At 48.1% G+C, this 13,936-nt stretch carries 11 protein-coding genes and 1 pseudogene; 9 read left to right on the top strand and 3 right to left on the bottom strand.

Going from position 1 to position 13,936, the window contains the following annotated elements:
• From DYL61_RS17695 to DYL61_RS17655, 9 genes and pseudogenes are all read left to right on the top strand, one after another.
• Nucleotides 1-1,123, top strand: a 1,123-nt coding sequence (locus DYL61_RS17695) for a GNVR domain-containing protein (protein WP_135309396.1), incomplete at its 5' end; no start/stop codon positions are given.
• A 297-nt stretch (nucleotides 1,124-1,420) separates the two neighbouring features.
• Nucleotides 1,421-1,591 (top strand): annotated as a pseudogene (locus tag DYL61_RS31910) (IS66 family transposase); the annotation flags it as partial.
• Between the two features lie 373 nt (nucleotides 1,592-1,964).
• Nucleotides 1,965-2,999: a polysaccharide biosynthesis protein gene (locus DYL61_RS17685; protein ID WP_135309394.1), complete on the top strand. Its 1,035-nt coding sequence runs from the start codon at nucleotides 1,965-1,967 to the stop codon at nucleotides 2,997-2,999.
• Between the two features lie 3 nt (nucleotides 3,000-3,002).
• A complete protein-coding gene (gene wbjC / locus DYL61_RS17680) occupies nucleotides 3,003-4,115 on the top strand; it encodes a UDP-2-acetamido-2,6-beta-L-arabino-hexul-4-ose reductase (RefSeq protein ID WP_135309393.1) in 1,113 nt (370 codons plus the stop codon).
• 75 nt (nucleotides 4,116-4,190) lie between these two features.
• On the top strand, nucleotides 4,191-5,321 hold the full coding sequence (gene wecB / locus DYL61_RS17675; protein ID WP_135309392.1) for a non-hydrolyzing UDP-N-acetylglucosamine 2-epimerase: 1,131 nt from the start codon (nucleotides 4,191-4,193) through the stop codon (nucleotides 5,319-5,321).
• A 69-nt stretch (nucleotides 5,322-5,390) separates the two neighbouring features.
• On the top strand, nucleotides 5,391-6,590 hold the full coding sequence (locus DYL61_RS17670; RefSeq protein WP_135309398.1) for a glycosyltransferase family 4 protein: 1,200 nt from the start codon (nucleotides 5,391-5,393) through the stop codon (nucleotides 6,588-6,590).
• Nucleotides 6,587-7,549 carry a UDP-glucose 4-epimerase family protein gene (locus tag DYL61_RS17665; protein ID WP_135309391.1) on the top strand — a complete coding sequence of 321 codons (963 nt, stop codon included), beginning with the start codon at nucleotides 6,587-6,589 and terminating at the stop codon, nucleotides 7,547-7,549. Before DYL61_RS17670 ends, DYL61_RS17665 begins: the two co-directional genes overlap by 4 nt.
• 112 nt (nucleotides 7,550-7,661) lie before the next feature.
• Complete coding sequence (locus DYL61_RS17660) at nucleotides 7,662-8,678, top strand: MraY family glycosyltransferase (RefSeq protein WP_135309390.1); 1,017 nt, start codon at nucleotides 7,662-7,664, stop codon at nucleotides 8,676-8,678.
• A gap of 87 nt (nucleotides 8,679-8,765) precedes the next feature.
• Nucleotides 8,766-10,769 carry a polysaccharide biosynthesis protein gene (locus DYL61_RS17655; protein ID WP_135309389.1) on the top strand — a complete coding sequence of 668 codons (2,004 nt, stop codon included), beginning with the start codon at nucleotides 8,766-8,768 and terminating at the stop codon, nucleotides 10,767-10,769.
• A gap of 33 nt (nucleotides 10,770-10,802) precedes the next feature.
• Here the strand turns inward: DYL61_RS17655 and DYL61_RS17650 are convergent, their stop codons facing one another.
• From DYL61_RS17650 to DYL61_RS17640, 3 genes are read right to left on the bottom strand one after another with little or no spacing between them, the layout of a single operon-like run.
• Entirely contained in the window at nucleotides 10,803-11,924 is a 1,122-nt protein-coding gene (locus DYL61_RS17650) for an EpsG family protein (protein WP_135309388.1), read from the bottom strand.
• Nucleotide 11,925: 1 nt separating this feature from the next.
• Entirely contained in the window at nucleotides 11,926-13,143 is a 1,218-nt protein-coding gene (locus DYL61_RS17645) for a glycosyltransferase (protein WP_135309387.1), read from the bottom strand.
• Nucleotides 13,136-13,933, bottom strand: coding sequence for a glycosyltransferase (locus DYL61_RS17640; RefSeq protein WP_135309386.1), 798 nt, complete (start codon nucleotides 13,931-13,933; stop codon nucleotides 13,136-13,138). The genes DYL61_RS17645 and DYL61_RS17640 overlap by 8 nt, the downstream gene beginning before the upstream one ends.
• Nucleotides 13,934-13,936 lie beyond the last annotated feature (3 nt).

Genomic DNA, 13,936 nt, shown 5'->3' with positions numbered 1-13,936 from the left:
TAGTGAAGCACTCAAAAAGGTTGGCGCGACTCTGGAGTCGTACGACGCGCGTCTGGGTTTTTTTCGAGCTAACCAAAAACTATTCAAAGAGTTTGCGCAGCCCGGGAGAACACTGGAGCAGAGTTTCGAAGCGTTCAATCGAAATTCTATCAATTTGATTTTGCCCGACTCCAAAAAAACAGACTCACTAAGTACTTATATTAAGTTGGAGATGAGTTACCCGCAGGGTGTCGATGGTGTCAAAATTCTTAACGGTTTCATTGAATACGCTATAGCCTTCGAGCGCAATGAAATCTCCGCTGATATTGGCGTTATTTTAAATAATAGATTGGGCGAGCTTAAAGGGAAGCTTGAGACTGCTCGGGCCGCTTACAATGTTCAGAAAGAAGCCAAAATTGCCTCTCTAGAGGAGGCGGATACTCTTCGCCGAGCACAATTACGCGATGAACTAAAAGCACTGCGTGCTCAGTTAAAAATACAGCGTACCGATCGACTGGCTCAGTTGAATGAGTCGATTGGGATAGCTAGGAGTTTAGGTATTAGAAAACCGACGACACCGTCTTCTTTGGGGGAGGCGGATCGACCTGGTTCTTCGAGCGTCATGCGTACTGAGATCAATAATCAGCAAGTCCCCCTGTATTTTATGGGTGTGGACGCACTTGAAGCTGAGCGTGCGGCTCTACAGCAGCGTAAATCAGACGACTTTACTGATGGGCGTATTGCTCAGATTGCCAAAGAACTCTTGCTGCTGGAATCCAATCGTGAAGTTGAAGTGCTTAATAGTCGCGAAAATGAGGATTTGTTTTTGGCGGGTGTTGAGCCGCTGCGGGCGGAAATTTCGCGATTGCGCAATTTGAATATTGATATGAGAAGCATAAAGTTGGTTGCCATTGATCAAAGCGCATTGGAACCTTTGGCACCCATTGCTCCGAGGCGAACATTGATTGTATTGCTTGCCGTTATGCTCGGGGCAATGCTGGGCGTACTTGCTGTGTTGATCCGTCATTCCTTTATGGGGTCTCGAGCCCGGTTACGAACCGATAATGTCCATGTGGCGGTGGAGAACTCTGCCCTTGAAGAAATTTCTGTCGAGAAGTCTGCTGCGCTTATTCGAAATTATTAAGTAGGCTTGTAGCCAAGGCACTCCATTTGTAAGCGCCCGAGTGTCATATCTTACGCAGTTAGGCTGGTTGTCAGCGATACGAGACCATCCTCAGTCTCAGCCGCGCGTTGTGTCGGCAGGTGGGTGAGGACTGTTTTCTGTCATTCGTTTACATTTGAACGTCAGGCGCAAGAGGTGAGTGATGAGGGAGGCGTGTGACCGTTGTCGAAAGTACTGCGAGAGTGGATGCGGGCTCACTGCAATCTTGTACTCAACGGATCATAGCGATCAAGGTCTTGTAAAAACCTTAGGTGCTGGGCAATGCTGATGCACTATTTGGAAGGCGAGGCTGTACTCATCGACAACAATCTGGTGGGAAATCAGGCCGGGTCATGGGCGCTCGGACGACCTAGCTATTTGTTTTTCAGGTCGCTTCGCGGTGGCAAACCTGCTAAGGCGATCATGAGTCTGATCTATCGGCGAGGATGAATGGGCATGATCCGTATTCCTCTCAACGATGTCGTCCTCGGCTTTCGATACCTTGGGCGAAGATGCTGAGTGTTTTGTGCCGTATCGATGACAACCAATTTTGGCTGTGCAAGATGTGATGCACAGACGCTTACTTCATGATCGCTTTTGACTTTGAGGATGCAGCGCTTAAAATAGTGATCAATTTCAACCCCTTTATCTTTAACTGCACCACACAAAGCTGATTCTCAGCCTGCATACCAGCCAGTTTCGACGTTGTTGAGTGTCTCTACCACTGATCTAGTGCCGGGGGCGGGCTGTGTTGGGTAGTAGGTTTGAGATGAGTGGCCGGCTAAAAGCTTGTCGTGCTGTGCGGGTTGCTCAAGGACCTAATATGTTTAGTGGAAAAACACTTCTGATCACCGGCGGTACTGGCTCTTTCGGTAATGCGGTTCTTAAACGCTTCCTTGACAGTGACATTGCAGAAATTCGCATCTTCAGTCGAGATGAGAAGAAGCAAGATGATATGCGCAAGCGTTACGTCAACCCCAAACTGAAGTTCTATATTGGTGATGTGCGTGACTATCAGAGTGTCCTTAACGCGACCCGAGGGGTAGATTACATTTTTCATGCGGCAGCGCTCAAACAGGTTCCCTCATGTGAGTTTCACCCAATGGAAGCGGTCAAGACAAATGTCATCGGCACCGAAAATGTTCTCGAGGCCGCAATCCAAAACACGGTGAAACGTGTGGTATGCCTGAGCACCGACAAGGCCGTCTACCCTATCAATGCCATGGGGATATCCAAGGCTATGATGGAAAAGGTAATGGTTGCCAAGTCCCGGAATGTGGATGACGAAAAAACCGTAATCTGCGGTACTCGCTACGGTAACGTCATGGCTTCTCGCGGTTCTGTTATTCCATTATTTATCGAGCAGATTCGAGCGGATCAGGCGTTGACGTTGACCGATCCAAATATGACACGATTTATGATGACGCTCGCAGATGCGGTTGACTTGGTGCTTTACGCATTCGAGCATGGGCGAAATGGTGACCTCTTCGTACAAAAAGCGCCGGCGGCGACGGTCGAGACTTTGGCCAAAGCGTTGACATCCATGATTGGTAAGCCGGAGCACCCTATTCAGATTATCGGTACTCGTCATGGCGAGAAACTATTTGAGGCGCTCCTTAGTCGTGAGGAAATGGCGTGCGCGGAAGACAAGGGTGACTACTATCGGGTTCCTCCCGATCTGCGCGACCTAAACTACTCCAAGTTCGTGGAGCTTGGAGAAGAGAAAATTTCTCGTACCGAAGATTACAATTCCCATAATACTGAAAGGTTGGATGTGGCTGGCATGCAGCGGCTTTTGCTCAAGCTTGATTTTATGCAGGCTATCCAGCGTGGCGAGCATGCTACGCCGGAGGAATGAGTCATGAAGGTATTGATCACCGGTGCCAACGGTTTTGTGGCCAAGAATCTTATTGCGCACTTGAATGAGCGAAAAGATGTCGAGGTTGTACCATTCACCAAGGAAAACAACGTCACACAATTGGCCTCAATGGTGGCGGATACTGACTTTGTTTTTCACTTGGCCGGGGTTAACCGGCCGCAATCTGTTGATGAGTTCAAGCTTGGAAATACGGATCTGACGTCCGCCCTTTGCGAGGCAATCAAGACGAGTGGTAAGCCAATATCAGTATTGTACACCTCTTCAATCCAAGCTGGCCGCAATAATCCCTATGGTGTCAGTAAGCGGGCGGCTGAACAGCTATTAGAAAACCTGCGCGAGAGCCATGGCTCTAAAGTTTGCATTCTTCGTTTGCCGAATGTATTTGGTAAGTGGGCGCGGCCAGAGTACAACTCAGCTGTAGCCACGTTTTGTCACAATATTACCCGTGGGTTACCGATTCAGATTAATGATCGGCAAGCTGAAGTTAGTCTGGTCTACATTGATGATGTTATTGATTTCTTTATGGGGGTGATGGATGGCGGGTCCTCCATCGACGCGACTGCCCATGTGGGGCCCGTGTATCACATCACCGTTGGCGAGTTGGCTGATCAGTTACATGCCTTCCACGACAGTCGTGTAACGTTGATTAGTGAGGGTGTGGGTGTAGGATTGGTTCGCGCGCTTTATTCGACCTATGTTAGTTATCTGCCTGTCGAGCAGTTCACTTATGAAGTTCCGAAGTACGGCGATCCTCGTGGTGTATTTGTTGAAATGTTGAAAACTAAGAACTGCGGGCAGTTTTCTTACTTTACCGCCCATCCGGGTATCACGCGCGGCGGGCATTACCATCACAGCAAAACCGAGAAGTTTTTGGTAATCAAAGGTAATGCCTGCTTCCGGTTTCGCCATATCGTATCCGGTGAGTTTTACGAGTTGTTCACTCAGGGTGAGGAACCTCGAATAGTCGAGACGGTACCAGGTTGGACTCACGATGTTACCAATGTGGGTGAGGACGAGATGATCGTGATGCTGTGGGCTAACGAAATTTTTGATCGGGAGCGACCGGACACTTTTACGATGCCGATTTCAACTTGAGTCTGGCATAGGAATATATATTTCAATTTTAAGTCTAATGAGTTGTGTGTTTATGATTCTGGAGAGAGTGTTTATATGAAAAAATTGAAAGTTGTCACCGTTGTAGGCACTCGTCCGGAAATCATCCGTTTGTCGCGGGTCATGGCTGCGTTAGATAAACACTGTGAACATGTTCTGGTGCATACCGGGCAGAACTATGACTACGAGCTGAACGAGATTTTCTTTACGGATCTTGGTATCCGAAAGCCAGACCATTTTCTCAACGCTGCAGGCATCAATGGGGCGCAAACAATTGGCAACGTGATCATCGCTGTGGATCGTGTACTTGAAGAGGAAAAGCCAGAGGCGCTGTTGGTGCTTGGTGATACGAACAGCTGTATGTCCGTTATTCCGGCTAAGCGCCGCAAAATTCCTGCCTTTCATATGGAGGCTGGTAACCGCTGCTTTGATATGCGCGTACCGGAAGAAATCAATCGTCGCATTGTCGACCACACCGCAGACATCAACCTGACTTATAGCAGTATCGCGCGTGACTATTTGCTGCGTGAAGGTTTGCCACCAGATCGGGTGATCAAAACAGGTAGCCCGATGTTTGAAGTGCTCAGTTATTACAGGGATGGCATTGAAGCGTCGAACGTGCTGGAACGCCTTGGATTGGAGGCTAGAAAGTTTTTTGTCGTGAGTGCCCATCGAGAGGAAAACATCGATTCTGACAGGAACTTCCTTAAACTCGTTGACGTATTGAATTCAGTAGCAGCTCACTATGATCTGCCTGTGATTGTGACTACTCACCCACGCACTCAAAAGCGCGTAGATGCTATGGGTGTGACCTTTCACAACAATGTAAAACTGCTCAAGCCGCTGGGTTTTAAGGATTACAATAAACTTCAGCTGACCTCTAAAGCTGTACTATCGGACAGCGGGACTATCAACGAAGAGTCGTCGATTCTGAATTTCCCTGCGCTAAACATGCGTGAAGCTCACGAGCGTCCGGAGGGCATGGAGGAAGCAGCAGTCATGATGGTTGGTCTTGATGTCGAGCGCGTCATGCAAGGACTGCAATTGTTGGAAAGTCAGACGATAGGCGAAGGGCGTACGCTACGTCTCGTAGCGGATTACAGCATGCCAAATGTTGCCGAAAAGGTCGTGAGGATCATTCACAGCTATCGTGACTACGTCATGCGCACTGTATGGAAGCAATACTGATTGAATACGGTAGCTCAGGAAAAACCACTCAAAATTCTGGTGGTCAGCCAGTACTTTTGGCCGGAAAACATGCGCATCAACAACTTGGTTGAAGGTTTTGTAGCCAAGGGCCATGAGGTTACAGTACTCACGGGGTTGCCAAATTATCCGGAAGGAGCGGTTTATGCTGAATTTCGACGCGAGCCGAAGGAGTTCTCAAGCTATCACGGCGCTCGCGTCATCCGGGTGCCGATGCTGGCTCGGGGCAAGCGCAGCATCACGCTGGCTTTGAACTATCTTTCGTTTTTCACCAGCGCCTCTACTATCGGTAGCTATAAACTGCGAGGCCAGTCGTTCGATTCAATCTTTGTATACGCCGTCTCCCCGATTATGGCGGCCATTCCCGCACTCATCCTTGGGCGTTTGAAAAAAACACCTGTATTTATCTGGGTTCTTGATTTGTGGCCTGAGACCTTGAGTGCTGTCGGAATCATCAAGAGTCCTAGGGTGCTCGGCGTGGTTGGTAAGGTGGTTTCCTGGATTTATAACCGGGCCGACTACCTGTTGTTGCAGTCACGATCATTTGACGAAAATGTCAAAAGGTATTGTACCCGATCGATTTCGAGCGACCGGCTGGTGTACTTTCCTAGTTGGGCAGAGGATGACTTTACCGGTGAGACGACAGTCGCTTCTGATCTGCTCCAGCGTGATGAATCGGTGTTCACCATCCTGTTTGCGGGGAACCTAGGTGAGGCTCAGGACTTTCCGGCAATCCTAAGTGCAGCCAATTCGATCAAGGCTGATTTACCCGTTCGCTGGGTGATAGTAGGGGATGGTCGGGCTAGTGAATGGTTGAGTAAACACGTAAAGGAACATCGGATGGATAATGTTCTTTTGTTGGGGCGGCATCCTTTAGAAAAGATGCCGGCCCTGTTCGCCGTCGCTGACGCCTTACTGGTCTCGCTAAAGACTAATGAGGTTTTTGAAAAGACCATTCCAGGTAAAGTTCAGGCCTATCTGGCCTCGGGTAAACCGATCATCGCCATGATCGATGGTGAGGCCGCTAGCGTCGTTGTCGAGTCCGGCGCAGGTATGGCGTGTGGCTCAGGCGACGCAAAAGGGTTGGCGGATATTGTACGTAGGATGGGAGAGTTATCTGCGGAAGACCTTGAGAAAATGGGGAAAGCTGGCAGAAGTTACTATCTAGAACACTTTTCCAAAGAGACCTTATTTTGCCGACTTGAGATACTTTTCAAAAAGGCCACCGTGCGGCGCAGGGATCATCGATGAAAAAAATATTGTTGACCGGCGCCTCGGGATTTGTTGGAGGCGCTGTACTTGAAAGATTGCAACAGGACTCTCAGTTCGAAACCGTTATTGCAGTGCGTAAGGCTTGGCCTGAGGTGCCGGAGCGCACGCGAATGGTGCAGGTTAGCTCGATTGACGCAGTGACCGATTGGAGCGAGGCGGTTATTGGTTGTGCAATAGTCATTCACTGTGCGGCACGCGTACACGTGATGAACGATACTTGCGCAGACCCTTTAAGCGAGTTTCGTAAAGTCAATGTTGAGGGCACGCTGCAGCTTGCCAAGCAGGCCGCAATGGCCGGAGCTGAGCGATTTGTATTTGTGAGCTCGATAAAGGTTAATGGCGAAGGTACGGCTTTGGGTGCGCCCTATACAGCTGACGCTGAACCTGCTCCTGCGGACCCTTACGGAATTTCGAAGATGGAGGCTGAACAGGCCTTACAATTGTTGGCCACTCAGACGGGGATGGAAGTCGTCATTATTAGACCAACCCTGGTGTACGGTCCCGGAGTGAAGGCCAACTTCCTTAATATGATGAGTTGGTTGAGCAAGGGGGTCCCTTTGCCTTTCGGAGCTATTCACAATCAGCGCAGTCTGGTTGCGCTGGATAACCTTGTGGATCTGATTCTGACTTGCGTTGCGCATCCATCTGCGGCGAATGAGATCTTTCTGGTCAGCGATGGAGAGGATCTTTCCACCACTCAGTTGTTGCGTAGAATGGGCTTGGCGTTGGGTGTTCCGGCACGCTTGCTGCCCATTCCTGTATGGGTCCTGGAGTTTGGTGCATCGTTACTGCATCGCAAAGCGCTGTCCCAGCGTCTATGCGGTTCGCTACAGGTGGATATAAGTAAAACCCAGACGCTTTTGGGCTGGGCTGCGCCTGTCAGTGTTGACCAGGCCCTGTCGAAGGCCGCTCAGCACTTTCGTTGCGTTGAAAAGTGATGAGGTGGCGAGCAGTCAGGCAGCCTTCGAATAGTTTTATCGGCTTGCATCGGACTAGGGGTAAATGCTTGGCCTTTCCTAATCTAATAGCGTTTCAGGAACTGAATCTTACATGACCACCTGGTTGCTATTCACTGCAGTTCTAATCGTATCGCTTCTGTTGACGTGGGCATTACGCCGATATGCCCTAGCGCGTAGTTTGATGGATATACCCAATGGCCGTAGCTCGCATTCGGTGCCCACACCGCGCGGCGGTGGAGTGGCGGTAGTCCTCACTTACCTGGCTACCTTGGGTTTGATGGCATCAGGCGCGACGATCAGTTGGACCTCAGCGTTGCCATTACTGGGTAGTGGCGCTTTGGTTGCGCTGGTTGGTTTTCTTGATGATCATGGGCACATCGCTGCGCGTTGGCGCTTACTAGCGCATTTTTCAGCCGCGGGATGGGCGCTTTTTTGGATGGGCGGATTGCCCGTTCTCAACTTCGCGGGGCATGAACTGAGCCTGGGTTGGATCGGAAGTTTGCTTGCGGCTATGTATCTGGTTTGGATACTCAATCTTTATAATTTCATGGATGGTATCGACGGTATTGCCAGCGTTGAGGCGATTTGTGCGTGCCTTGGTGCTGTCTTAGTGTATTGGTTGACCGGGCATGTTGAGTTGATCCAAGCCCCTTTACTACTGGCCATAGCCGTTCTTGGCTTTCTGTATTGGAATTTCCCACCCGCACGTATTTTCATGGGGGATGCTGGTAGCGGTTTTCTTGGTATTGTGATTGGTGTGCTTTCCTTGCAAGCCGCATGGGTAGCCAGTGAGTTGCTATGGGTCTGGTTGATCATGTTGGGTGTATTTATTGTCGATGCGACCTTCACGCTCGGTCGGCGCCTGTTGCGCGGTGACAAGATATACGAGGCTCATCGCAGTCATGCATACCAGTATGCATCACGCAGAGCGGGCCGCCATCTTCCGGTTACCTTAGGGGTCGCAGCGATCAATTTATTTTGGCTTTTGCCGATCAGTATCTTTGTCGGATTCGGTTTGGATGGGTTGCTTGGTTTAATCTTGGCTTATAGTCCGTTGGTGTTTCTGGCCATAAAGTTTCGTGCAGGTGAGTTGGAAAAAATCGGATAACGAAGTGACGATATTGTATGAAGAAGCTGTGATGCGTACAGATGAATGCTGTTAACGGTACTAAGGACAGGAGTGTAAAGAGAGTTTATGGGTAATTTACGCAGCCGTTTGGTTGGCCTACCACGTAGGAAAAAACGCTTCTTACAAGTCGTCACCGACATCGTTCTTGTCTGGGTTGCACTCTGGTTGGCGTTTGTAGTGCGGCTGGGATTTGATGATCTTAACAACCCGTTTGTGGTCCATCTGTGGTTGTTTCTCTGTGCTCCCGTGATAGCCATCCCTCTTTTTATTAATTTTGGCATGTACCGTGCGGTGATGCGTTACTTTGGTAGTGATGCGCTCATTGCCATTGTCAAAGCGGTGAGCCTTTCTTCATTAGTGTTGGCGTTGGTGGTTTACCTTTACAGTAATCATCAAACAGTGGTTCCGCGCTCAGTCGTCTTCAATTATTGGTGGCTGAGTATGGTCATTCTTGGCGGTCTGCGCTTAGCCATGCGTCAGTATTTTCTGGGTGATTGGTTCGCCGCTGCGCAACACGTACCCTTTACAAATCGTGATGATGGATTGCCTAAGGTTGTCATTTATGGCGCTGGGGCGGCGGGCAATCAGTTGGTAGCGGCTTTGCGTATTGGCAGACTGATGCGTCCTGTAGCCTTTATTGATGATGACAGTACTATCGCAGATCGAGTTATCTCAGGACTGCAAGTATATAAGCCAAAACACATCCAGCGAATGATCAATGAAACTGGTGCTGAGCAGTTGCTGTTGGCGATTCCCTCTTCAACCCGCGCCCGGCGCAGGGAAATACTTGGGTATTTGGAAGGCTACCCACTGCATGTACGCAGCGTTCCCGGATTCATGGATTTAGCCAGCGGCCGGGTGAAAGTCGATGACATTCAGGAAGTAGATATCGCAGATCTCTTGGGCAGGGATCCTGTACCCGCGCAGGATGAACTTCTGGAGCGATGCATCAAAAATCGTGTGGTGTTGGTGACTGGTGCGGGCGGTTCGATCGGTTCGGAGCTATGCCGTCAAATATTGACGCTTGAGCCGACTCACTTACTGTTATTTGACCACGCTGAATACAACCTCTATTGCATCTTGTCTGAGCTTGAGCAGCGTATTCAGTTAGAGGCCTTGGGTGTAAATCTTCTGCCCATTCTTGGTTCGGTACGCCAACAGGATCAGTTGTTGGAGGTCATGAAGACTTGGTCAGTTGATACGGTCTATCACGCCGCTGCGTACAAACATGTTCCCATGGTGGAGCACAATATTGCCGAAGGGATCCTCAATAACGTCATCGGCACTCTCAATACTGCGCAGGCAGCATTGCAGGCAGGCGTCGAGAACTTCGTGCTTATTTCAACTGATAAAGCGGTACGCCCAACCAACGTGATGGGGAGTACCAAACGGCTGGCCGAGCTAGTTTTGCAGGGCTTGAGTCGGGAGTTGGCGCCCGTTTTGTTTGGTGACTCATCAAACGTATCCCGTGTAAATAAAACCCGTTTTACGATGGTTCGCTTTGGCAATGTGCTGGGGTCTTCAGGATCAGTTATTCCGTTGTTCCATAAGCAGATTCAGGCGGGCGGTCCCTTGACGGTGACCCATCCAAAAATTACACGTTACTTTATGACCATTCCTGAAGCTGCCCAATTGGTCATCCAGGCAGGGTCGATGGGGCAGGGAGGCGACGTGTTTGTACTCGATATGGGCGAACCCGTGAGGATAGTAGAGTTGGCGGAGAAGATGGTTCATCTTTCCGGCTTGAGCATCCGCTCGGACAAGAATCCCCATGGGGACATACTTATTAACTTCAGCGGTTTGCGCCCGGGAGAAAAGCTATATGAGGAACTTTTGATTGGTGACAGCGTAGCAGCTACTCGCCATCCAATGATCATGAGCGCAACTGAAGAGTTTATCTCGTGGGAGCTTCTTAAGGTAAAACTACAAAACTTGTTGGCGGCTGTTGATGATGGTAATTACGTGCTCGTTAGACAGTTGCTAAAGGGAGCTGTAAGTGGCTACAGTCCAGAAGGCGAAATCGTCGACTGGATGCACACTCAGACATCACGAGGGCTGAGTGATCCATGAACAGCTGGAACGATTATCCTCTAATGCCGCACTTCACCATACGGTCTTATAAGGAACCATCGCCTCTTGAGCCGCGTATAAAGAGGCGACAAAAGAAATAGCCGCAACCACTGTATGTGCTATAAATATCAGCTTGTATTTTTTCGGCGTTGAGTAGTAAAAAGTTGATAGCGCGCAGGCGAATAGTACTGAAGCAACATTGAATACACGTGTCCATAAAGCAAAGTTATTGGGGAATAGTAGTATAAGTGTCGCCGATAACATTAGTGAGGTTGTGGCAATCTTTAAGGCGAATTCTTCCTTGCCTTGGACAATGCCGTCCACATTATGCTTCTTTTTCTTAGCAGCAAGCCAGCCGAGGTTCAGGGCGCAGCCTGCAATATATAGTCCGAATAAGTAGGTCCTGATGCTGAGGGTATAATCCCACGTTTCATACTCCATAAGCTTCGATGCAAAGGGTGTGGGAAGTACTGATGACAGTAGTTTGTATAGGCTTGAACCCATATGAATTGAGGCAAATAGCAGGCTTGTTCCTAATGTCCAGAAAAAAATACATCTGTAGATATTGCGAAAAAGAAACGAGCAAAAGAATATGAAAATATAAAGTAGAGATGAGATTTGAAAGCAGGCGCTCAATGCGAAAAGCAAAAGCATTAATTTATTATTTGATAGTTTTAAATATGCCCACAGTCCTAGAAAAAATAATCCTGCCGCTATCGATTGGCGCACCGTTGAGAAGTGCATGTATATGAAGTTGTATGAGACGTATATTGTAAATATAAATATTCTATTACCCGTAAAAGTGCTGGAAAGTAAGTAGGTGCATAGTGCGCAGAACAATGATGCTATTAGGAAGACGAACGAAATGCTGCCTCCTAAAAGCTTTATAAAATAATTTAAGATGAAGTAGCCAAATTCAAAAGCAAGTTTGTAATTGTTGCTTAGGTAAGATTCGATAGGTGTTTGCTCGATTGAAATCGAATCAAAATAATCTGCATATTGTGGCCAGTCCATGCCTGTCTCAAATCTAATGCCGCCGACTATACCGATAAGGATATATAGGGCTAATGTCAGCGGCAAATCATTGCGGAGTGCAAAGAGGCGCAGCGCGGCAATATAAAAAATAATCAGGTAGCCGAGCAAGTAAAATGTCAATTTATAGCTTCCATAGCTTTTTGTTTAGTCTGAAGCTGGATAGATAGACAAAAAGTCTAGATATGTTCATGAACCTATTTGGGCCAACTGTGAACAAGATTATCTTTAAAAGCGAGTTTATTGCTTTGAGCTTTCCTGAGTGAGATTGTGCATCCTCAAAACCGGCAGGCTTGTATCGACCACCCGTTTCGAACAAGTAGTTCTTCTTAGCAAATTTGTAAACCGGACCATCGGTGGCAAATGGATCATGGCCGTTTGGGATAGACCCCATTACACTGGCATATGCGCGTCTTAGTGTTGGCGATATATACTTTCCATCGTTCATATAGTCAAAGGCGTAGGGCGTGTTAGACGGTATGAAGGAGAAGTACGACAGTCGTTCCTTATAGTAACGACTAACCTCTAGCAAGTCCTGGCGTTTCTCTTCTCTGCCGGCAAATGCTCGCTTGCTAAGAAGTTCGGGGTTTTTCTCATCAAATGAGCTGAAATGGAAGAATATTAGCGGGAACTCACCATTGACGGTATACCCATCTCTGCCGTCGGATGACAATACACGTTCGTGACTATTCCAAAAAGCAACATTGTAGCCTAGATTGAAAGACACGTGCAGCGTGGGGAAAAAACACGGGGCAATACTTACCCACTTTTGATCGGTTGACAGTCCGAACTGGGTTTCGAAGTAACAGTGATCAAGGCAACGCTCGTTCCACCATTGGAGAAAACGGTGTGCTTCCGAAGTGTTCGAGACTGCGTAGAACCCCAAATTGAAGGAGCCGAAGCGCAACATTCCTATGTCGCCATCAATGTGAGGTTTTACGTAATGGGGGGTTAGGATGATGTCATGAGTATCAAGCTCATTCCACAAACCCTCTAGAGAGTTGAATACACAGGTGTCAGGATCCAGAAAAACAACCTTATTATACTGAGCTAGCAAATTTAAGCTAATCCATGGCTTGAGGCTGGTGCTAAATTCGACAATGTCGTATTTAAAGGCATATTGAAGAACATTTTCGAGACCTATCTCCTCTACCCAGTAGAAGTCGGCTAGTTCGTTTGGAAGGTCTATCTCTATTTTTCGATCGAAAATGTAAATTTTTAGTTTCTGTTGTCCAAACTTTATCAGCGACTCTGCTAGTACCAATGCTTTGGACAGGTAGGCCAAATTACACACGGTGAAAATGGTTGATTGCTCGACGGTCGTGCCTTGTACGTCAGTCACGTTTAAATATTCCTAGTGTATTTATCAATCTAACAAAAAACTGGGTGGCGCAATAAATTGCCAACAGCTTAAAGATATTAGCGGCAAAGCTGAACCGATAAGTCTTCAGAGCTGAAAAAATGAGTTTCCGGCTGGATGAAAGCGTATCTTTTATTCTGAGTCGTGAGTATGCCCGCATTGAATAGGTTCGGCCAGCTATATAGTAACGATCGTCTGCTTGCTCTGTCGTATGATCAAAGCCAGGCGTCGCGCCACAAGCACCAACTCGGTACCCTTGATTGAGCGAGTCTAGACACAGCTTATAATCCACACCGTCAACAAAGTATGTGCAATCAAGCCATGCAAGAGAGTTGAGTTTTTCAAGGAAATAGAGGCTGCCACTGTTTATCAGAAGTGATACGTCGCGTACGGATGCGTCGCCTTCAGACTTAAATGCGATTGCACTATAGTTTTTATACGCTATGACATTCTCCGCGTATTTTTGCTCAACATATGAAAGTGTTTCATTGTTGAAGCCTGTATCTTGATCAAAGAATAACAGTGCTTTGTGTCCAGCATGATAAGCATTGGCAGAAATTGTCGAGATGCCTATAGCTAGGCCAAGGTTCTTCCCGCATGTAAAGTAATGGATCTGCGGTATACGCCTTGCCAACTCTCGTACGTTTTCGGTTCCAGGTGAGTTGTCAAAAACATAAACATCAAACTCTTCCGCCGATGCCATTTCAAGTCTGCGTAACAACTCCTCTCCGGCATGAAAGACGACAGTGCCAACTGCTATCTTACGATTCATGTG

This window comes from Pseudomonas nabeulensis (assembly GCF_004682045.1).
GTDB lineage: Bacteria > Pseudomonadota > Gammaproteobacteria > Pseudomonadales > Pseudomonadaceae > Aquipseudomonas > Aquipseudomonas nabeulensis.
Note: the sequence above shows the minus strand (reverse complement) of the source record. Positions and strands in the feature narration are given on the sequence as shown.